Source organism: Planctomicrobium aquicomposti (assembly GCF_051466325.1).
In the GTDB taxonomy this organism is placed as follows: Bacteria; Planctomycetota; Planctomycetia; order Planctomycetales; family Planctomycetaceae; genus Planctomicrobium.
In genome coordinates this window covers 4,673,576-4,695,974 of record NZ_CP195792.1, presented here as the reverse complement: position 1 = coordinate 4,695,974, position 22,399 = coordinate 4,673,576, and the positions used below count along the sequence as shown (strand labels likewise).

14 protein-coding genes are annotated in these 22,399 nt (G+C 59.6%); 12 read left to right on the top strand and 2 right to left on the bottom strand.

What is annotated here, in order from left to right; translation table 11 throughout:
- Positions 1–329 precede the first annotated feature (329 nt).
- The 10 genes from SH664x_RS18045 (at position 330) to coaD (ending at position 19,437) form a co-directional block, all read left to right on the top strand.
- Complete coding sequence (locus SH664x_RS18045) at positions 330–2,486, top strand: carboxy terminal-processing peptidase (protein WP_437203246.1); 2,157 nt, start codon at positions 330–332, stop codon at positions 2,484–2,486.
- Positions 2,487–2,915: 429 nt separating this feature from the next.
- Complete coding sequence (locus tag SH664x_RS18040) at positions 2,916–6,338, top strand: DUF1553 domain-containing protein (protein ID WP_437207264.1); 3,423 nt, start codon at positions 2,916–2,918, stop codon at positions 6,336–6,338.
- Between the two features lie 77 nt (positions 6,339–6,415).
- Complete coding sequence (locus SH664x_RS18035; RefSeq protein ID WP_437203245.1) at positions 6,416–7,873, top strand: DUF1501 domain-containing protein; 1,458 nt, start codon at positions 6,416–6,418, stop codon at positions 7,871–7,873.
- A gap of 268 nt (positions 7,874–8,141) precedes the next feature.
- Positions 8,142–11,699 carry a PAS domain S-box protein gene (locus SH664x_RS18030; RefSeq protein WP_437203243.1) on the top strand — a complete coding sequence of 1,186 codons (3,558 nt, stop codon included), beginning with the start codon at positions 8,142–8,144 and terminating at the stop codon, positions 11,697–11,699.
- A 224-nt stretch (positions 11,700–11,923) separates the two neighbouring features.
- Positions 11,924–13,051 carry an HD-GYP domain-containing protein gene (locus tag SH664x_RS18025; protein ID WP_437203242.1) on the top strand — a complete coding sequence of 376 codons (1,128 nt, stop codon included), beginning with the start codon at positions 11,924–11,926 and terminating at the stop codon, positions 13,049–13,051.
- Positions 13,052–13,695: 644 nt separating this feature from the next.
- Positions 13,696–15,126 carry a sigma 54-interacting transcriptional regulator gene (locus SH664x_RS18020; RefSeq protein ID WP_437203241.1) on the top strand — a complete coding sequence of 477 codons (1,431 nt, stop codon included), beginning with the start codon at positions 13,696–13,698 and terminating at the stop codon, positions 15,124–15,126.
- Between the two features lie 166 nt (positions 15,127–15,292).
- Positions 15,293–15,625, top strand: a complete 333-nt coding sequence (locus SH664x_RS18015) for a Rieske (2Fe-2S) protein (RefSeq protein WP_437203239.1) — start codon at positions 15,293–15,295, stop codon at positions 15,623–15,625.
- 311 nt (positions 15,626–15,936) lie between these two features.
- Positions 15,937–17,685, top strand: a complete 1,749-nt coding sequence (locus tag SH664x_RS18010) for an amino acid permease (RefSeq protein WP_437203238.1) — start codon at positions 15,937–15,939, stop codon at positions 17,683–17,685.
- 165 nt (positions 17,686–17,850) lie between these two features.
- A complete protein-coding gene (locus SH664x_RS18005; protein ID WP_437203236.1) occupies positions 17,851–18,819 on the top strand; it encodes a ThuA domain-containing protein in 969 nt (322 codons plus the stop codon).
- Between the two features lie 93 nt (positions 18,820–18,912).
- A complete protein-coding gene (coaD, locus tag SH664x_RS18000; RefSeq protein ID WP_437203235.1) occupies positions 18,913–19,437 on the top strand; it encodes a pantetheine-phosphate adenylyltransferase in 525 nt (174 codons plus the stop codon).
- Positions 19,438–19,525: 88 nt separating this feature from the next.
- On the opposite strand, the gene SH664x_RS17995 is transcribed toward coaD, so the two are convergent.
- Complete coding sequence (locus SH664x_RS17995) at positions 19,526–19,858, bottom strand: hypothetical protein (protein ID WP_437203234.1); 333 nt, start codon at positions 19,856–19,858, stop codon at positions 19,526–19,528.
- 139 nt (positions 19,859–19,997) lie between these two features.
- Here SH664x_RS17995 and SH664x_RS17990 point away from each other — a divergent pair, with 139 nt between their 5' ends.
- The gene (locus SH664x_RS17990) at positions 19,998–20,507 is read left to right on the top strand and encodes a DUF420 domain-containing protein (protein ID WP_437203232.1); all 510 of its coding nucleotides are present in this window, start codon (positions 19,998–20,000) and stop codon (positions 20,505–20,507) included.
- 9 nt (positions 20,508–20,516) lie between these two features.
- On the opposite strand, the gene SH664x_RS17985 is transcribed toward SH664x_RS17990, so the two are convergent.
- Positions 20,517–21,836 carry a nucleotide sugar dehydrogenase gene (locus tag SH664x_RS17985; RefSeq protein ID WP_437203231.1) on the bottom strand — a complete coding sequence of 440 codons (1,320 nt, stop codon included), beginning with the start codon at positions 21,834–21,836 and terminating at the stop codon, positions 20,517–20,519.
- Positions 21,837–22,109: 273 nt separating this feature from the next.
- On the opposite strand from SH664x_RS17985, the gene SH664x_RS17980 reads away from it, so the two are divergent.
- A complete protein-coding gene (locus tag SH664x_RS17980; RefSeq protein WP_437203230.1) occupies positions 22,110–22,397 on the top strand; it encodes a putative quinol monooxygenase in 288 nt (95 codons plus the stop codon).
- Positions 22,398–22,399 lie beyond the last annotated feature (2 nt).

The following is a 22,399-nucleotide window of genomic DNA, read 5'->3' as shown; positions in this document are numbered from 1 at the left end:
AAACGGGCGGGGTAAGGCTGGACACTTTGGCAGGTGGGGTCCGGAGGAGGGAGTCGAAGACGTGGGGAGGGGGACTTTCCGGTGGTGAATAATTTTCAGATTTCGCATTCGGAGTGGAGGGAATTTGTCCCCGGACCGCCACATCGCTCTGGAAACCGCATCTTGCCGCATTTTGGGGGATGGGATAGCATTCGGCTGATGCAGTTGATGGCCCGTGACCACGAAAACAGCGGTGGTTGCACGGGTTGAAGCCGACATCACCCGTTGCGATGACGGATTTGTCGCGGCGTTTGCCACTCTGAACACGCAATTTATCACAGGCGGATCGCATGGCTTCATTCGATGTTCCCCGCTTGCGGCGCTTCACCGCTGCAGCATTTCTTGCTCTGGGCCTCCTGTCTGTGTATGTGCAGCAGATTTCTTCAGCTGATCCCGCTGATCAGGAAACTGCGAAATACGTCACCTCGATGATTCCGCGTCACCACCTGAACCGGCCCGAGATCAACGATCAGATCTCCAGCAAGCTGCTCGATCAGGTGATTAAGGATCTGGATCCGCAGAAGCTCTACTTTCTCGACAGCGACATTCAGGAGTTCAACCAGTATCGCACCAAGCTGGATGACCAGCTGAAGGCCGGGAATGTCGATTTCGCTTACCAGCTGTTCGACCGGTACAAGGAACGGTTTGCCGCGCAGACCCAGGTGGCCCATTACTGGATCGATCAGCCTCAGGATTTCACGATTGATGAAACCATTGAAACCGATCCCAAGAAGCTGGACTGGTGCAAGAGCCAGGCCGAACTGAACGACCGCTGGCGCAAGCGAGTCAAATACGATCTGCTGCAGTTCAAGCTGGACAATGAGAACAAGAGCGACACGACCGCCAAAACCGAAGTCTCTCCCAACGGGGAAAGTCCGGTTGCCCGGGCCGCTGAACTGGAAGGCAAGCCGAAGACTCTGGAAGAAGCCAAGGAGCGCCTGCACAAGCGTTACCGCAACAACAAGCGGATTGTTGATCAGTACAACACCGGCGAAGAGCTGGAAGTCTATCTGACGGCTCTCTCCAAGTGTTTCGATCCGCACTCTTCCTACATGTCTCCGCACTCGTGGCAGGACTTCGAAATCCAGATGAAGCTGAGCCTCGACGGAATCGGGGCTGCGCTGCGGGGTGAGGATGGTTACACCGTGGTGGCACAGATCGTTCCCGGTGGAGCAGCCGCGGTCGATGGTCGACTCAAGGTCGGCGACAAGATTACCGGCGTCGGTCAGAAGGACGGAGAGATCGTCGAAGTCTTCGAAATGAAGCTGAGCGAAGTCGTCCGCATGATTCGCGGTGAGCGGGGAACGATTGTCCGTCTCGAAGTGCAGCCTGACAAAGGGGGCGAAAAGAAAATCATCGCCCTGACCCGCCAGAAGATCGAACTCAAGGAATCGGAAGTCAAAGGGGAGATCATTGACGGCACCAGCCGGCTGGGTCGTCCCGGCAAGATCGGTGTCATCAGCCTCCCGGCGTTTTACCGCGACTTCGAAGGGGCTCAGGGAGGGGGGGACTTCAAGAGTGCTGCCGCCGATCTGGCCCGCGTGCTCGACCAGTTCAACAAAGATGGCGTTGATGCTGTGGTCGTTGACCTTCGGAACAACGGCGGAGGAGCACTGCAGGAAGCGATCGAAGTTTCCGGTCTGTTCATCGACCGGGGACCGGTTGTGCAGGTGAAGGAACCGACCGGATATATTCACGGTCTCGATGACAAGGACAACGGTGTCAAGTGCGACAAGCCGCTGATCGTGCTGTGCAATCGTCTGTCGGCCTCAGCCTCCGAGATCTTTGCCGGCGTGATCAAGGATTACAACCGCGGGGTCATCGTGGGAGATACCACGACGCACGGAAAAGGAACCGTTCAGAACCTGATGGATGTCGCTCCCCGGCAGGGCTTCGGCTTCTTCAAGGGGAATGACCGCGGGAAGCTGAAGCTGACGATCCAGCAGTTCTATCGGGTCAACGGGGACAGCACCCAGAACCGTGGCGTTCGCTCGGATGTCGTCCTCCCCAGCCTGATCGATCATCTCGAACTGGGTGAAGAGTTCCTGGACAATGCCTTGCCGTTCGACGCGATTCCGGCCGCCAAGTACTCGCCGAACCGTTCCGTGGATGCCGAAACGATCGCCCTGCTGAAACGCAACAGCGAAAGCCGCGTGGCTGCGAACAGTGATTTCCAGCAGATCAAGGGGGCGATTTCCCGTTATGAAGCCCGCAAGTCGCGCACAGCTCTGCCCCTGAATGAAGACAAGGCTCGCGCAGAGCGGAAGGCCGATGAACAGGCCAAGAAGCATGAAGAAAAGGCTCTGGAAGACGAAGAAGCCGAAACTCCCAAGCCGGATGGACCGATCTTCCCGGTCGGTGCCTATAACAACGAAGTGCTGAACATCGCGCTCGACTATGCCGACATCATGAACCGCAAGCAGAAAGAGCGGACCGTCGCCAAGTAATGCGGAGACGATTCCAGCCCAGCACCCCGCAGTGGGGGATGGCGAGATGACGAACCCAGGATGGCCGAATTCTTTCGGCCATCCTTTTTTGTTGCGCGGCAGACGTGGCGAACCGGCTCAGCCCCTTGCAGGAGGAGGCTGCGAGCCGCGAGAATGGGGACGGGGCAGGACTCCAGGATGGCTGGAGCAGGCGGCTTGCTTCCGTTTCTCGCAGCGTCTCCCGTTTGAACCCCAGTGCAGCGCCCCGAAGCGAGGGGGCGGACCAACGGTCAACATGTTGCGATGACTGTCCCCGTGTCGTTCTGCCCGGCCGCCGACGGGGGCCAGGAGGGAATCAGTCGGGCTGGGCGGACCGCTGCGGCTGGAGGTCATGGACGACGCGACAGCTGGTCACTGTCTCGACATGGGATTCAGGTGGAACAGGAAGCCATGTTTGTGATGCAGAACATTTCCAGCGGAAGCGTGCGTTTCGCAGTGCTGATTCTGCAACAGGGACTGTTGCTGCTGGCGCTGACAAAGGGGACAGCGGCAGCGGAACGGGAGCTCGACTTTTCCCGTGAGATCAAGCCGATCCTGTCCAATGCCTGCTTCCAGTGTCACGGACCCGATGCGGAGGATCGACAGGGGGGCACGAACGGGCTGCGGCTCGATGAACGAGAGGCGGCTCTCGAAGACCTGGGTGGCTATGCAGCGATCCGGCCGGGTGATCCCGACGCCAGCGAAATTGTCCGGCGGATGACCAGCAGCGATGCGGATCTGCGGATGCCGCCTGCCAGCTCTGGAAAGAAAGTCACTCCTCAGGAGACAGAGCTGATCCGGAAGTGGATTCAGCAGGGGGCGAAGTATGCCGGGCACTGGAGCTATCAACCACCGGTGCGGCCGGAACTTCCTCCGGTGCAGAATACAGAGTGGGGCCTGAATCCGGTCGATGCCTTTGTTCTCTTGCGGCTGGAAACGGAGGGGCTTCGGCCCGCTTCCCCCGCCGATCGTGAAGCACTGATCCGGCGGGTTTCACTCGACCTGACGGGACTTCCCCCCACGCTGGCGGAAGTGGAAGCGTTTGTCGCTGATCCCGCTCCCGATGCCTATCCACAGCTAATCGACCGGCTGTTAGCCAAGCCCGCTTATGGAGAGCACTGGGCGCGGATGTGGCTCGATCTGGCCCGCTATGCCGACTCGGCGGGCTACGCGGATGATCCCGCCCGCCAGATCTGGTTGTTCCGGGATTACGTCATCCGCTCACTGAATGACAACAAGCCGTTCGACCAGTTCACCATCGAACAGTTGGCGGGAGACCTTTTGCCCCAGCCGACCGAAGATCAGTTGATCGCCACCGCCTTCCATCGCAATACCTTGACCAATAACGAAGGGGGAACCGACGACGAAGAATTTCGCAACGTCGCCGTCGTTGATCGCGTGAACACCACAATGGCGGTCTGGATGGGAACGACGATGGCCTGCGCACAGTGCCATACCCACAAATTTGATCCGCTCACGCAGGAAGAATACTTCAAGCTCTTCGCGATCCTGAACAACACCGCCGATGCTGACCGCAAGGACGAAGCGCCAGTGCTCTCCGTGTACACCGAAGCCCAGCAGAAACAACGGGCGCGGCTGCAGCAGGAGCTGGCGACGGTTGCCCGGGAACTCCAGTCCGCCACTCCGGAACTGCAAGCGCGGTGCAAGGAATGGGATGCCCGCTTTCCGCGTCCGTTGGAATGGGTGACGTTGCCCATCGATCGAGCGACTGCACAGACCGGAGTGCCGCTACAGGTCGAAGGTCATTCGGTCCACATTTCCGAGCCGAACCGTCGGGATCATTACAGCGTTTCCATTCCGCTCCCGGAGGGAACGTACAGCGCTCTGCGCATTGAAGTTCAGCCGGATGACTCTGACTTCCCAGGAGGACCGGGAAACGGAAAGAAAAACGGGGTCGTGCCCATCGTTTCGGCCACGGTCACGCTTCCCACTGCGACTCCGCTCGGGACGCGCACGATTCGTGTTCAGGCCCCCGGCAAAGCTCGTTCACTGGCACTCGCAGAGGTGGAAGTATTTCAGAAGGGGAGCAATCTGGCGCTGCAGGGACAGGTGACACAAAGCAGCACGAAGGCAGTCGGCACACCGCAACGGGCGATTGACGGACGGCCCGCCGGCAAGTCATCACCGGCAAAAACGGAAGTGATGGATGATCCGTGGTGGGAACTGGATCTCGGCAGCGAGCAGCTGGTCGATCGACTGGTGCTCCGATTTCCGGCAGGAGAACAGCAGCGCGACCTGCGGGTAACTCTGTCCAACTCGGCAAAGCAGGTGGTGTGGCAACGGGGGCTGCCGACTAGTGAAGGGGAAGCGGCCTTTTCATTGACCACCGAACGTTTTCTCCCACTCGTGGCGGGAGTCGCTGACGATGTCTCCCTCGCTGCCGAGTCGAGGCACCCCGATCCGCTGCAGTCGATCGTTTTTGCTTTTGCGCAGCCGACGGAACTTCCTCAAGGGGGAACATTCAGCGTCGAGCTGGAGAACTCCCCGCGACGGCAGATGCCGATGATCGGTCGATTCCGGCTCTCGCTGGCGCGCGGAGAATTCGCGCCACCATGGCGCACCACGCCGCAGGCGGTGGTGTCGTTGCTCATGATGGGTGCGGCTCAGAGGACTCCAGCCGAGCAACAGCGGCTGTTGGAATACTTCCTGTCGACAGCACCGGAACTCGATGCGGCACGTCAGAAACAGGCCCGCCTGCAGAAACAGCTGGACGGGATTCGGGCCACGACGGTTCCGATCTGCCGAGAGTTGCCCGCGGAACAGCGGCGTGTGACGCGACTGCAACGTCGAGGGAACTTCATGGATCTGGGAGAGGTCGTCTCTCCCGGAACCCCCGCTGTCTTCCCTCCGATTCCCGCAGGTGCGCCGAACGATCGGCTCGGACTCGCTCTCTGGCTGGTCAGTCCTGAGAACCCGCTGACGGCCCGCGTGACCGCAAATCGCTATTGGGAACAGCTGTTCGGAATCGGTCTGGTCTCCACCAGTGAAGAGTTTGGATCGCAAGGCGAGCTCCCTTCTCATCCGGAACTGCTCGACTGGCTCGCCACGGAGCTGGTTCGGCTGAACTGGGATACGAAAGCCTTTCTGAAGCTGCTGGTGACTTCGGCCACCTATCGGCAATCGTCCGCGGTGACGGAAAAGGATTACGAACGGGACCCGGACAATCGCCTGCTGGCGCGTGGCCCCCGGTTCCGTCTGAATGCGGAGACGATTCGCGATCAGGCGCTGTTCGTCAGCGGGCTGCTGAGTTCGAAGATGTACGGTCCGCCGGTTTACCCGCCGCAGCCGGAGACAGGCTTGAAGGCGGCCTTCGGCGGTTCGGTCGACTGGCAGACAAGCCAGGGGGAAGACAAATTTCGTCGAGCCCTGTACACGCAATGGAAGCGGTCGAATCCGTATCCCTCGATGGCGACTTTCGATTCGCCCAATCGCGATGTCTGTACCATCCGCCGCAGCCGCACTAATACCCCGTTGCAGGCACTCGTGACGATGAACGATCCGGTTTACATCGAGGCTGCCCAGGCGCTCGCCCGTCGAATCGTCCGCGAGGGAGGTTCCAGTGCACAAGAGCGGTTGACGTACGGATTTCGTCTGTGTCTGTCCCGGTTTCCCCGGGAACAGGAATTGGCGCGACTGCTGCAGTTGCGAGCCGATGCGCTGGCTCGCTTCCTTGAGCGGCCGGATGCCGCGCGTTCGCTTGCCACCGAACCGATCGGTCCCTTGCCGGAAGGGGAGGAGATGGCTGAACTCGCTGCCTGGACCGTCGTCGCGAACGTCCTCCTGAATCTGGATGAAATGATGATGAAGCGCTAAGCCATCGCCATCGCATCACCCACTGAGCAACACGGAACACCCTGTCTGCAAATGACCAATCGGTAGGAACACACCTTATGATAACTTCTGACTGGTATCTTCAGCAGCAGACCCGTCGGCATTTTCTGGGACAGACCGGCCTGGGGCTGGGAGGAATTGCCCTGTCCGGACTCCTGCAGGATCGTCCGGCAGCTGCAGCCTCGCTGCCGGAAGTGCGGAATCCCATGTCCGCCCGCCCGTCCCAGTTCCCTGCGAGGGCCCGCCGGGTGATCTATCTGCACCTGACAGGATCTCCGCCGAATCTGGACATGTATGACTACAAGCCGGAGCTCGTCCGCCGCAATGGTGAAGAGACTCCTGAATCCATTCTGAAGGGCAAGCGGTTTGCCTTCACCACCGGTGTCCCTCGACTGATGGGGACCCCCTTTCGTTTTTCCCGGCAAGGGGAATCGGGGATGTGGATGTCGGAAGTGATTCCGAACCTGCATCAGGTGGCCGATGAAATCTGCATGGTCAAATCGATGTTCACGGACCAGTTCAATCATGCTCCGGCTGAACTGATGGCGTTCAGCGGGTCACCCCGACCGGGACGACCCTCCCTGGGGGCGTGGGTCACTTATGGACTCGGGTCCGAGAATGACAATCTTCCCGGTTTCGTGGTGCTGATCTCCAGCGGCACGCAGCCGAATGCCGGTCAGAACTCGTACGGCAGCGGCTTTCTGCCGTCTGTTTACCAGGGAGTCCAATGCCGGTCGAAGGGGGACCCTGTGCTCTATGTTTCCGATCCCGCCGGAATGGATCGTGAGCTGCGACGCGACACGCTCGACGCACTGCGGGATCTGAATCAGCTGCAGATGGAAGAACTGGGGCATCCGGAGACATTGACCCGTATCGCTCAATACGAGCTCGCTTTCCGGATGCAGACCTCTGTTCCGGAAGTGATGGACATCAGTCGCGAACCGCAGCATCTGCTGCAGGCTTACGGGGCCGAACCGGGCGCGGCGAGCTTCGCCAACAACTGTCTGCTGGCCCGCCGGCTGATCGAGCAGGGAGTCCGTTACGTGCAGCTGTTCGACTGGGGCTGGGATTTTCATGGGACCCGCCCTGATGAAGGGATCGGCGATGGACTGGTCCGCAAGTGCGCGACGATGGATCGTCCCGTCGCGGCGCTCCTGAAGGACCTGCGACAGCGCGGCCTGCTGGAGGACACGCTGGTGATCTGCGGCGGCGAATTCGGGCGGACTCCGTTTCGGGAAGGGCGGACCTCTTCCGGGGCGATTCTTGGACGCGATCATTATCCCGATTGTTACACCATGTGGATGGCGGGAGGGGGAGTGAAAGGGGGGCTGAGTTACGGCGAAACAGATGAGCTTGGCTTCGAGACTGTGGAAAATCAGGTTCATCTCCACGACCTGCAGGCGACCATTCTTCACCTGTTGGGATTTGACCACACACAGCTCGTTTATCGCTTTCAGGGACGGGATTTCCGGTTGACTGACGTGCACGGAGAAGTCGTGCAGGCACTCCTCGCCTGAGTCGGGTTCAATGCGGCGCTCTGTCCGTCAGCGCCGGGCGAGTGGACCGGCGCTTCCAGTGGCGGAATCCGAGTGGCAGGATCGATTGGAAGCTGCGCCCTCCTCTGCAGCGGGGCTACAACAGAGGATGTGAGTCCCACGCTCGCTGGCTGCGTGTTGCCGATGGACGGAAACCCGATAGAGATGCATTTCTCGGGCTGGTTTGCTATTCAGTACATCGTCTCTAGCGGGGAGGGATGTGTTTCAGAAATTCTCCAGGTAGCAATGTATGGCCGTTCCTCTTCGGCTGCTGATCGCGGCTTCCGGAAGAGAGTGCTCCCCCGCTCTCCGCTCGGTATTTCTTGAGCAACCTGTTCCGTCGGTCTCGACGCTCAATGAGCTTCACTCTCGACTCTCGGGGCAGACCTGGGATGCGGTCATCGTCGATGGTGCTCCTTCGATTGAATTTGTGGAAGAGGTCCTGCGCAGCGTGCGCACGCAGGCAGCGTCGCTCCCGGTGCTCGTCATTGCCGGGACCATCGGTGAGGCCGCAGTTGCTGATCTCTATCACGCTGGGATTTCTGAGTTCATCCCTGCGAACGATCCGGCCCGCCTGCAGAGAGCGTTATCGCGATTCCTGTTGCCTGCGGGAGCCGCTTCTGACTTCAGCCTTCACGTTGAACGGGCTGAGAGTGGGATTGAATTGAAATCGGCGCGTCGCCGGACGGAGGAAGGCCGGAAGAAGTCGGACGCTGGTGGAGCGAATCCTGCGCCGCCCGCCGAAGATGAACACCGCCTCCAGGTGTTGCTGGAAACCATTCCGCACATGGTCTGGAAAGCGGATCACACCGGCCGAACCAACTTTCTGAACCGGCAGGTGGAAGAGAAGCTGGGGATCAGCAGCGCCGCCGCCTGTGACTGGGGGTGGCTCGATCTGCTCCATCCCGAAGATCGCCAGCGCAGCCGGGATCACTGGATGAAGGCTGTCCGGGAAGAGGTCGCTTACCGGAATGAATATCGGCTGCGGGTCGCCGATGGCAGCTATCGGTGGTATCTGGCGCAGGGTGTCCCGGTGCGTGATGCCGGGGGAGCGACGATGGTCTGGCTGGGAACCTGGACTGATATTGATGACCTGAAGCGGTCCGAAACCGAACTGCGGCGGAAGAAGGAGCTGTTGCGGGCAGTGGCCGACGGGGTCCCGGACGCGCTGTTTGTGAAAGATCTTGAAGGGAAGTATCTGCTGGTCAACCCGGCTGCGGCAGAGCTCTTCGGCTCTTCGGTGGACGAGATTCTCGGCCAGGAAGACAGTCGTTTTTTCTCACCGGAACTTGTCGCGTATTTTCAGCAGGGAGATCAGGCACCGCTGGAACTGGACAAACCGGTGACTCGGGAGCGGCTCCTGATGCTGGGGGGAAAGGCCCGTACCTTTCTGACGACCAAAGCTCCGTTTCGCGATCTGCAGGGTCGGCTGCAAGGGATTATCGGGCTGGCACGCGATATTTCCGCACAGAAGGAGGCGGAGGAAGCGCTGCGGGTCAGTGAGCGGCAATTCCGTTCGTTCATGGAGCACAGCCCGGCGGTAGCGTGGATTCTGGATCAGGATCTCAACCTGCTTTATCTGAATCGTGTCGGGCACCAATCTCTGCAGTTTGCTGCAGAAAATCCAATCGGCCGGTCGCTGTACGAACTTTTTGACAGGCAACGCGCTGAAGAATATTCGCGTTATGTGCAGACGGTCATTCAGACCGACAACTACGTCCAGACGGTGACCGAAGGTCTGTATAAAGACGGCAAGGTCGGGCATTTTCTCGTCTATATGTTTCCACTTCCGCATCCCGAAACAGGGATGGCGGTGGGGGGAATGGCTCTCGACATCACCGGACAGAAACACTCCGAAGAAGCGCTGCGCACCAGCGAGCAGCAGCTGCGCACGATTTTGAACACGCTCCCTGTCGGGGTCTTCGTGACGGACGCCCAAGGGAACATCACGCTGGTGAATCCGGCTGCGGAACGCATCTGGGGTGGGGCTCCGCTGGTGGGGGTTGAGAATTACAATCTCTATCAGGGTTTTGACCCGGAGACCGGTCGACAGCTGGAGAACCAGGAGCGTGCCCTTGCACGTGCGGTTCGGACCGGTGAAACGACCAAAGAGGCGGAAGTCGAAATTCAGTCCTTCGATGGGACCCGCAAGACGATCAGCAATACCGCGGTTCCGATCAGGGGAGCCGGTGGGGAGATTCTGGGGGGCGTGGCCGTCATCGAAGATGTGACTGCTCGCAAGAAAGCAGAACAGGATCTGCGGCTGCTGGACCGGGCGATGGGGGCTGTGACACAGGGAATTCTGATTACCGACCCCAAGCAGCCGGGGAATCCCATTATCTACGCCAGTCCCGGCGTGACGCGCATCACCGGATACACGCCTGCCGAACTCTTGGGTCGCAATCCCCGCGCTCTGCAGGGACCGGAGACCGACCGGGCCACGGCTCAGCGTCTGCACGAAGCGATCGCCCAAGGGAAGCCTTGCACGGTTGAGATTCTCAACTACCGCAAAGACGGCTCCTCGTTCTGGAATGAACTGTCGATCTTTCCGGTGCGGAATGATGACGGCCTGCTGACCCACTTCGTCAGCGTGCAGACCGATATCTCGGCGCGCCGCCGCCTCGAGGAGCAGTTTCGTCATGCGCAGAAAATGGAAGCGATCGGTCAGCTCGCAGGGGGCGTGGCCCACGACTTCAACAACCTGCTCACCGTCATCAACGTTTATTGCGAGCTGCTGCTGGCACAGACGCCGCCGGGACATCCCAACTACGAAATGCTCCGCGAAATCCGCAAAGCGGGTGAGCGTTCAACCGGCCTGACCAAGCAGTTGCTCGCCTTCAGCCGTCGTCAGGTCCTCACCCCGCGACTGCTCGATCTGAACGGGGTGGTCCGCGATACCGAATCGATGCTGCGGCGACTGATCGGCGAAGATATCGAGCTGACGACCTCGCTTCCGGGAGATCTGGGACAGGTCCAGGCCGATGCGGGACAGCTGGAGCAGGTGCTGCTGAATCTCGCTCTGAATTCTCGGGACGCGATGCCGGATGGGGGACTGTTCACGATCAAGACGAAGAATGTCCTGATCGATGAACGGGAAGCGGAGATGCGTCAGGACCTGCAGCCCGGTCCCTACGTGCGGCTGACGATTACCGACACGGGCACCGGGATGACGCCGGAAGTCATGGCACATATCTTCGAGCCGTTCTTCACGACCAAAGCGGTCGGTCAGGGGACAGGTTTGGGGCTGCCGGTGGTGCATGGAATCATCAAGCAGTCGGGTGGTTCCATTCAGGTGACAAGCCAGCCGGGGCAGGGGACCACGGTCACGATCGACCTTCCCCGTTCGGATGCTCCTCCCCTTCCGGAACCCAAGCCCGCGGTGAACCAGCCGTTGCCGCACGGCACCGAAACGATTCTTCTTGTGGAGGACGAAGCCGGTGTGCGCTCGCTGGTGGGCGAAATCCTCTCCAGCTGCGGCTATCACGTGCTGGCAGCCGCCGAGGGACACGAGGCGCTGCGGATTGCCGAAAACCATGATGGAGAAATTTCCCTGCTGCTGACCGACGTGGTGATTCCGACCCTGGGGGGGCGGCAGCTGTTTGATCAGATTCAGGTTCGTCGTCCGGAGATTCGGGTCCTGTTCATGAGCGGATACATGGACGATGCCGTCGTCCGTCGGGGGATTTCCCGGAGTGATGTTCACTACCTGCAGAAGCCGTTCACGTCGCTGGAATTGGCGACGCTGGTGCGAGTGGCGCTGGAGGGCCCTCCCACGCGCTTCGAATCGGTTCCTGATGAATCAGTGTGACCGGTGAAATCGCTGTACTCCGCATTTCTGTTGCGACCCGATTTGCTGGCAAAAGCGGAAGCGAGTCCTGTCAACTGCTGCAATTTTCGACTGTCAAACTCCGCCGGTTCTTCGTGTTGCAGTCTGAGAAGTCGCTCCTGTCGACAAGAACCAGTTGATTTCACATCTCCTGACGTCCGCGTGCCGAATTCTTCTGTATGTTTACAGAGGAGGCAGAAGCCCGCATGCAGATGTTCCCAGGTGACATTCCTCGGATTCTGATCGTCAGCAACAACGCCGCAATCTCGCGGGAGTTGTCCGATTGGCTGGCAGTACCGGGGTATGCTGCGGCCTGGGTGAAAAGTCTCGCAGCGGCGCGGGAACGGCTGCGCAGCGAATCGCCCCAGATCATTCTGTGTGAAAACCGCCTTCCCGACGGAATGGGTCTGGAACTCATTCCCGAGATTGAAAAGACACCGGCCGGAATTCGCAGTCAGTTGCTGATTCTGAGCGACCCCGCCGATCAGCCGCTCGCTGTGAAAGCGTTCATCGGCGGAGCGGCGGGATTTCTGCTGAAGCCGGTGCAGCGTGATGAACTCTTCGTGCACATTCAGCGTGCTCTCGACCGACAGCGGGTCTGGTCGCATCAGCAGGACTACACTCACCACCTCGAACGTCAGATCGCGGGACAGAAGCGGGCTCTGCAACTGGCACAGGAGGAGACGATCCATCGACTGGTGAATGCGACGGTCTATCGCGATGAGGAAACGGGCGGACATATCCGTAGAACCGGGTTGCTCAGTGAAGTCCTCGCCCGCGCAGCAGGCTGGTCAGCCGAGGAGACTCGCAGGATCCGCATGGCCGCCCCGATGCACGATCTGGGAAAGATTGCCATTCCCGATGCGATTCTCCGCAAGCCCGGTCCGCTCAGCCGGGAAGAATTTGAGACGATGAAGCTGCATACGGTGATCGGCGGGCGTCTGCTGGAGAACTCCTATTGCCCGGTGCTGCAGATGGCTCATGACATCGCTCTGGCCCATCACGAACACTGGAACGGACGGGGATACCCGGCGGGGCTGGTCGGCAGGCAGATTCCTGAGGCAGCCCGTATTGTCTCGATTGTCGATGTGTATGATGCTCTGTCTCACGATCGTGTGTATCGTCGGGCTCTGTCCAACTCTGAAGTCCTCGACCTGATGGCCCAGGGGAACGGTCGACAGTTTGATCCCCGGCTGTTGAGTCTCTTCTTTTCTGTGTACGACGAACTCGCCCGCCTGTCCCGCGAATACCCTGACACTCCCCGGGACCTTCAGGAAAGCGACGACGCCGGTGTGAGGATCTCGCGACAGATGCTGGCCGAAGCGGGCGTTTAGAGCAGGTTGCTCTTTCCGGTGCCCGCGCAGCAAGCGTTTCGTGTGATGAAATGCTCAGTTCCGCGTGGCAAGAACGGGTAGATCAATAAACAAAATGCCCTAGCCCCGATCCCGGGGAAATGTCGCGGCGTTTCAGCGACCAACCTTGATTGAACGCTTGGTTTTCCGCCGCCAGAACGCCAAGCGTATTTGAGATTCGCTCCAGTAGGTTGCTCTTCCCTGTGCCCGCGCCGCAAACGCTGCGTAGGGTGAAGCGCTGACATCCGCGCGGCGATGGCGAGGCCATCCAGACTCCAAATGTTCTCAGGGGTGCCGGTCTTTCCGATCGGCTGTGACTTTCGCTGAGCGCTGCGAAGGACCGAGGTGTTGCCGTTTGACAACGTGTTGCCCGGGGTCCGTGTTTGTTTCGCCACGTGTGTTGTGAAGGAGAAACACGCAGTCTGAAAGAAGTCGATTGTTGTAAGTGTTGGCAGTGTTTTTCGTTAAGTGTTGTGAGTGTTTTACGGGAGGCCATTGCGGCACTGGATTTGAACTTGTGGCGACACGCTTGCTGTGAAGTAACGCATACAGCCCGTTCAGTTATCCAAATGCCGGTGTGAGAGAAACGGTCGAATCTCTCACCCCGGTGCCACAAAGGGATTCGCATGAGTCGCCCCACGGTTTTGCTCGCCAGTGCTGACGAACCGCTCGGCCGTCAGCTTCTGGAACTGTGCACGCCTGAGTGTGCCCTGAGCGTCACCACCAGTTTTTCCAGTATTGCCGCCTTGCTCCTCGATCGGCCTGCGGAATTGCTCATCCTCGATGTCCGGCAGTTCATTGACGGGGGACATGGGGCAGCGCAGCTGCTCGACACCTTACGGGCCCGTTTCCCCGGGATGCGGGTCGCCTGTCTCGTCTCGGCAGCCTGTCCCGAAGTTCTGGCCCGGCGAGCGTCGGAGACTTCGCTCGTCTTGATGCGTGGTCCTCACACACCGGTTCAGGTGAAACAGCTGATCGACGAACTCCTGCAGCCGGCGAAAGAGTCCCTTCCGGCACCCGTCGATGTTCCTGTTCCCCTCACACGGGACCCGGGAACCTTCGGGGAAGCGGTGTTCGAGGGAGTCACGCGACGCTTTGAAACCCGCTCCCCCGAACTGAAGAAGATGCTCGAAGATCTCATGATTGCAGCCAGTCATGATGTCACCATTCTGCTCATCGGTGAAACCGGGTCGGGCAAGACATTTCTCTCGAACCTGATTCACGAGGCTTCCCCGCGGCGACAGGAGCCGTTCCTGCATGTCGCCTGCGGTGCCTTGCCGCGCGAACTGATCGAGAGTGAACTGTTCGGGCACGCCAAAGGGGCGTTCACCAGTGCTCATGCGGAGAAAGACGGCAAGTTTGTCGCCGCTCGCAAAGGAACCGTGCTGCTCGACGAAATCGACGTGCTGGGACCGGAACAGCAGGTCAAGCTGCTACGGGTGATTGAGACCGGTGAATTTGAGCCGGTCGGTTCGAATACGACTCTCCGCTCGCAGGCCCGTTTGGTCGTGGCGAGCAATCTCGAACTGCAACCACTGGTCGAGCAGGGGCGGTTTCGTCCTGACCTGTATTACCGGTTGAATATGCTGAGGTTCGTCATTCCCCCGTTGCGTCGGCGGAAGGTCGACATCATTCCGATGGCGAAAAAGTTCATTACCAAGTTCTCACAGAAACACTCGATCCAGATTCATCGGATCGAAGAATCGGTGCTCGAATCACTGCTCAGCTATCCGTGGCCAGGCAACGTTCGTGAACTCGAACACGTGATCCAGCGGGCGGTCATCTATTGCCGGGACGGCGTGTTGACCCGCGATCAGCTTCCGTCTCATCTGCTCGATGGACATGCCGGGCCGACCAATGATCCCACGGTGCGGCTGGGCACCGCGGTCGGTGAGCCGGATCGGTCACTGGAGCGACAGGTCTCCGTCAGCGAGAAAGAAATCATCGAGCAGGCCCTCTGCAAGAACAACTTCAGTCGGACGAAGACCGCGCGGGATCTGGGGATCAGCCGAGTGACGCTGTACAACAAGATGAAGAAGTACGAGATGCTGCGTTAGGGGTACCGTCTCTTCGCTGTCCGGCGTGGCGAGGGGGGCCTACAATGGTCGCGTTTGCTCCAGCGGGGAGCCGACAAGGGGACTGCGGAAATGTGTGCTGCTGTCGAAAGCGGTGAACATCGCCCGTGGTGGCAATGCGAGTGGCAATCAGGCGGCGTCAGGAGTCATGTCCGAATTTGTAACGATCGCCCGCGTGGGTGAGATTCCCGCAGGGGAAGGAAGAACCTATGCGGTCGAAGGCCGCATGGTGGCGGTCTTTCTCGATCAGGGGAGCTACTTCGCCATGGATGATGCCTGTCCGCATATGGGGGCCTCACTCGGAGCGGGATATGTCGAGGAGGGTGCCATCAGTTGCCCTTGGCATGCGTGGCGCTTCTGCGTGAAAGATGGCAGCTGGCTCGATAATCCCAAGTCGAAGATCCGCAGCCGGCCCTATGTTGTCCGGGTGCAGGACGACCAGATTCAGGTGCAGCTGGAGTCCCCTCAAAAAACGGAATGATTTTCTGATTGGGGACGAGTGGTCCGGATTGTCTCATGGCCAACTTCTTGCGCAATGTCCCAACTTTTCTACGCATTCAACTGATTGCTTTAGAATGTCAGTCGCTCTATGATCCGAGCCGAATCTGGACGGATTTCCGAGCGCGATGCGAATGATGTTGCCGTCGGGCCAGATGTCGTCTGTGCTGAGCTGATGTGAATGCACGACGCTGCAGGAATGGCTGGTGCCGCAAACACGTCCGGAACGCCGGTGTTGTTGCGCGCTCGAAGCAACTGAGTGGCCCCTTTTGAAACAGAGAGCTCAAGCAAGCTATGCAGTGGAAACATCTGTTCGAGCGCAAGACTTTAGGGATGCTAAACAAAGAGTTGGAGTCGGAATCCCGGCTCCATCGGGTGCTCGGGCCGATTTCGCTGACCTCGCTGGGGGTGGGAGCCATTATCGGGGCAGGGATCTTCGCCCTGACCGGTCGTGTCGCTGCGACAGACGCCGGTCCTTCTGTGGTTCTCTCCTTTGCGGTGGCCGGGCTGGCATGTGTCTTTGCCGCGCTCTGCTACGCCGAGTTCGCGGCGATGGTTCCCGTTGCGGGAAGTGCTTATACGTATACCTATGCCACGATGGGTGAGCTCTTCGCGTGGATCATCGGCTGGGATTTGGTGCTGGAATACGCCATGAGCTGTGCCGTGGTGGCCTCGCACTGGACGCACTATCTCAACGAAGTTCTATACAATTTTTTCAGGATCAGGCTCCCGGCAGCGATTACGACGGACCCCTTTTCTGCGGAATTGGGACAGCGGGCCTACGGCAACCTGCCGGCTGTGCTGATCATGATGTGGGTCACCTACATTCTGGTGGTGGGCATCCGTCAAAGTGCCACCACCAATACGCTGCTGGTGATCGTCAAACTGTTTGTGGTCCTCTTCGTGATTGGTCTCGGCGCGAAATACGTCACCCCCGCCAACTGGACAGAAATTCCCTATGAGTCCCGTCACTCGGGCGACCTGTCCGACTACCTGAGCCGTCATCCCGAACTGGCCAGCAAAGTGGAAGGTCTGGGAGTGACGGAATGGACGAGCGGAGAAATGCTGGCCACCCAGCACCCTGAAGTGCTGGAAGGTCTGCCTGCAGAACAGGTCGCCGAGATCCGCAAGCTGCCACATGCCAACAAGAAGTGGGGACTGCTGGCACTGCTGGGAGTTAAGCATCTGCTCGACCCGATTGATGCCTCGGTCCGCAGCAACTTTATGCCCTATGGGTTCTCCGGTGTGATGGTCGGAGCGGCACTGGTGTTCTTTGCTTACGTCGGCTTCGATTCTATTTCCACGCACGCCGAGGAAGCGGTCAAGCCGCGACGCGATGTACCGATCGCCATTCTGGGGGCCTTGATCTCCTGCACCCTGCTTTACATTCTGGTCTCCGCGGTGATTACCGGCATGGAGCCGTATCCGGGAATCGATACCAAGGCGGCGGTTGCGGCGGTGTTCCGCAAGAAAGCGGAAGTCATTGAGAGCCCCCTGCTCTCGGCATCGGCAGGGATCATTGCCGTGGGAGCCCTGGCGGGGATGACCAGCGTGCTGCTGGTGACCTTCCTCAGTCAGGCGCGAGTCTTTCTGGCGATGGCCCGCGACGGCCTCCTGCCGCAGAGTATTTTCGCCGCGATTCATGAGAAGTACCGCACTCCCTACAAATCAACGATCCTAACTGGTCTGGTCATCGCACTTGTGGCGGGGTACCTGCCGATCAAGAAGCTGGAAGAAATGGTCAGCATCGGCACGCTGATGGCCTTTGTGATGGTCTGTGTATCGGTCATGCTGTTGCGGATTCGTCATCCGGAAGTGCATCGTCCGTTCCGCTGCCCCGCGCTCTGGGTCGTGGCCCCGCTCGGAATTCTCGTCAACATCTCGATGATGATGTTCCTGCCATTGGACACCTGGATGCGGTTGGTGATCTGGCTGGCGCTGGGAATCATGATCTATCTGCTGTACGGGGTCCATCAGAGCCGCCTGCGAACGGTTGATCCGACTCTGCTGGCGGAAGAACTGCATCCGCCCACTGTCCCGTAGTCAGTCCGGAACGAGTTCGGCACCACCGGGACACGCCCCGGGGACAGGAAGTTCGCGTCTCACCGATCGAATTGAGCACTGCGCTGGAATCCGGGGCAGCAGTCCTTATGATGGACAACTGCCCCTGCCAGCTTCCGAATTCGATCTCCGTTCGAGGAACTCGCCATGTCCCGCCGCCTGCTGTTCTGCTTTCTCAGCCTGTTTCTGTCGTCGGTTCTTCCCGGCACAGCATCGGCCGCAGAGCGGCAACCGTCGCGCGTCCTGTTTGTCACGCAGAGCGTCGGCTTCACTCACGGCGTGGTAAATCGTCAGGAATCCGGAGCCAAGAACGGCAAGAAAGATCGCCCGAGTCCCGCGGAGCTGAACCAGCTCAGCCTTTCCCCCGCGGAAGTGGCGTTGACTCAGCTCGGTGAGCAGACCGGCCTGTTCAAGGTCGACTGCACCCAGGATTGCGAAGCCGATTTCACCAAAGAGAATCTGCAGAATTACGACATCGTTGCGTTCTACACGACCGGCAATCTTCCGATTTCCCCGGAAGCCCTGACCTATTTCTTCGGGGAGTGGCTCAAGCAACCCGGCCATGGCGTCCTCGGTCTGCATTCGGCGATGGACACGTTCCATGAATACGAGCCGTACTGGGATATGATCGGCGGAACGTTCATCAGCCATCCGTGGACGTCGAATGCGAATGTGACGCTGACGAACCTCGATCCCACCAATCCGCTGGTGCAGTCGTTCGGCAAGGAATTCCCCATCCAGGAAGAGATCTACATGTACCGGCACTGGCAGCCGGAAAAAGTGCGGGTGCTCATGAGCCTCGATTATGCCAAAAGCCCGCTGCCGGAAGGGCGGGGGGTGAACACCGAATTCGGGTATCATGTTCCGGTCTGCTGGATCAAGCAGTACGGCGAGGGACGGGTCTACTGCAACAACCTCGGACATAACCCGACCACCTGGACGAATCCGGCCTATCTGGAGTCGTTGACGCAGGCAGTTCGCTGGATTCGCCGCGATATCGACGTCGAGACTGCGCCCAACCCGAAAGTTTCTGCAGCTCAGGAAGAGAAGGCTCGCAAAGACTTCGTCGAATTCGGGTTTCAGAAAGCTGTCCCGAAGGTCAAGAAGCAGGACTGAGCATGTCGCACCGCCGGGCCCGCACGGCGACAGGAGTGTTACTGTGCCGGGCAGTCCGTCGTTGACGACCTGCAGATGAACGGGGCCCTTTGAGTGACTCTCTCCACGCCACGCATCGCACTCTACGCCGGGAGCTTCGATCCCCTGACGCTGGGGCACGAAGATATCATCCGTCGCAGCGCCAACCTGTTTGACCGGCTGGTGGTCGGAATCGGCATCAATCCAGACAAGCAGCCTCTCTTCAGCCCGGCCGAACGTGAGCAGTTTATCCGCGATGTGGTGTCGGACCTGCCCAATGTGGACGTGCAATGTTTTTCAGGGCTGACGGTGGACTTCGCCCGGGCCTGTGGGGCTCAGGTGATGCTTCGCGGAGTTCGCACGGTGACCGACATTGAATCGGAATTCACCATGGCACTCGCCAACGACGTCATTGCCCCGGAACTTGAAACCGTTTTTCTGATGGCGGCCGACCGCTATTCGCATATCTCCAGCACGCTCATCAAGCAGATCGCCATCATGGGGCAGGAGGCGAGTCGGGAACAGCTTTACAAGTTTGTTCCGGGACTGCTGGTCGAGCCGTTGCTCGACAAGTTGCTCAAGAATCCGAAGCGGCTCTGATTGTCGTTCGGCCCGTCCGCGCCCGTGGAAATGGGCATTTCAATGAACGAAACGCTTGCTGCGCGGGCACAGGGAACCGCAACCTGCTTCAAGCGGCGAGCGTGTCCGAGTCTCGAACGGGCTGCGTCTGCCGACGACAGAGTTCCAGTGCCTGGCGACCTTCCGAAGCGATCCGATACGACAAGCCGGCCGACCCATCGTCCAGCTGAACCTTGAGCCAGCCCAGTGCAATCAGCTGACCGTGAGCCCGATTCAGGTCAACGCCCTCCAGGCCGGGGAGCGTTCCGATCCGCTTGAACCAGCGGGGGCCATGCAACTCCCCCGGGGGGAGAGGCTGTTCTTCCGTCTGCTCGGCATAGGCTTCGAGAATTTGTTGCCACTCGAGGTGGGTTTTCAGGAGCTGCAGATCAGAGTCGTCCATGCCGACGTGTATCGAACAGGTCCGAAGCGTCGCTCAAAGTGAATCCCGTTGGCCCACAGGACCGTTACAATCGCTCGACCTCGCTGACATGGAGAGCTGGAATCGGCTACAGTCCCTGAGATTCTTCTGCAGCGCTTGAGTGAAAACTGCTCCGACCATGAAAAACGGCTTTTTCGGCTACGACGCATCCTTCATGCTCGATTTCGTGGTCGTCGCGCTCCTGCTGATCGTTCCTGTGCAGCTGTATAGCGTGCGCGCGGTCAAGCGGAGAAAGTGGATGCTGCACCGTAATCTGCAACTTCTGTTGGGGATCACGCTGCTGGTGGCGGTTGTTGCCTTCGAAGTCGACACCCAGTTCGTGCACGGTGGCTGGGAGAAAATCGTCAACAAGAATCCAGACGTTCCGCGGCTGACTGTTGAGCAGCTGCAGCCCATTCGAACCGTCCTGCGGATTCACCTGATCTTCGCGATCAGCACTCCGGTCCTGTGGGCGACGACGCTGATCCTCGCCTGGCGGCGATTTCCCAATCCCCCGCAACCGGCACCCCACAGCGGAACGCACAAGACGCTCGGCTGGCTGTCGGTGCTCGATATCGTGGCGACGTCGGTGACGGGTCTCTGGTTTTACTACGTCGCCTTTATGCGGTGATCCGGGGGACTACGCCTTGCGGATCTTCTCGCGTCCGTGCAGCACATTCCGCGTGGCGTTGCGGGTATCGAGTACCAGGCGCGAGTGCTCGACGATGAAGCGGTAATCGTAAGCGGAATGGTCTGTCGCAATCAGGACGCAATCCTGTGCTGCCAGAAATTCCGGAGTCAGCTCCGTGCTGCTCATGGGAGGCAGCTGGTGGTGACGCATACTCGGGAGCGTCGGCACATGCGGATCGTTGTACGTCATCAGGGCTCCGCGCGCCAGCAGCAGTTCCATCAGATGGAATGAGGGGCTCTCGCGCGGGTCATCGACATCTTTCTTGTAAGCCATCCCGAGCAGGCAGATCCGGCTTCCTTTGATGGGGCGCTCCACATCGTTGAGGAATTCCGCCAGACGGTGCACCACATATTCCGGCATCCGCGAATTGACTTCCCCCGCCAGCTCGATGAACCGGGTCGACAGTCCATGCCGCCGCGCCAGCCAGGTGAGATAGAACGGGTCAATCGGAATGCAGTGCCCCCCGAGGCCCGGCCCCGGATAGAACGCCTGAAAACCGAACGGCTTCGTTTTGGCGGCTTCGATCACTTCCCAGACGTCGATCCCCATGCGGTCGAACAGCATCTTCAGCTCATTCACCAGCGCGATATTCACCGCCCGGTAGGTGTTCTCGAGAATCTTGGCCGCTTCGGCGACTTCGGCGGAGCCGACAGCAATGACCGAGACCACAGCGTGACCATAAAGAGCGGAGGCGAGTTTCAGGCTCGTTTCATCGAGTCCCCCCACGACCTTCGGGATCTTGGCTGCGGAGTAAACCGGATTTCCCGGGTCTTCCCGTTCCGGACTGTAAGCGAGGAAGAAATCGCTCCCCGCCTGGAGTCCGCTGCTTTCCAGAATGGGCAACAGCACATCACGCGTGGTGGTCGGGTAGGTCGTACTTTCCAGAACGACCAGTTGCCCGGGCCGCAGCCGGGCGGCGATGCTCTCTCCGGTCTTGATGATATAAGTCAGATCGGGATCGCGGCTGTCGTTGAGCGGTGTCGGGACGCAGATGATGATGGCGTCCGGCTCGCTGAGCCGATCCATGTCGGCCGTCGCTTCGAACCGTCCCGCTTGGCGCCACTCCGAGACCCGTTCGGAGGAGACGTGTTTAATATAGCTGCGGCCCTGATTCAGCTGCTCGACCTTGGGGGGATCGATATCGAACCCGAGAGTCCGGAAACCGGCATTGAAAAAAGCGTCGATGAGAGGGAGGCCAACGTATCCCAACCCGATCACGCCGATGCTGGCTTCCTTGGAATTGATGCGTTGCAGCAGCTTGTCTGCCATCAGTGACTCCACACTTCGTTCTGCACACCACCGGGAACGCCGCATTCGGCCCGGTCTGCCGGGGCGGAACGGCTGGAGCCGCTTGCCTTTGTCCACGACCAGGACGTTCTGCACCCGGGGGACGCGGAGAGGCAATTCGACGACCGACCGTTATCATAGGGTCGCCTCGGGACCGGATCCAACGGTGTCAAAGATCGGTCCGCAGGCGTTGCGACCATCACGCCACTCAGTGCGAGTCGGCAATCCCCGGCGAACTTTCTGATCGTAAAGCCTATGTACGCCCTGAACGTCATTCTCACCGTCAAACAGGAACAGGACATCCCCCAGGTCAAGGAACTGCTCCGGGAGCAGGCCAGGCTGTCGCGGGAGGAACCGGGTTGCCTGCTGTTTGAGGTCTGCCATTCCCAGACCGATCCTCGGCTGTTCATTCTGATTGAACGCTGGGAATCGAAAGAGGCGATTGACGTCCACCGGACGGCAAAGGCCTATACAACGGTGTACGCCCCGCATGTGCTGCCCCTCGTCGACCGGACTGCGCATCCGTCGGAAGTGCTCGAGTAGCC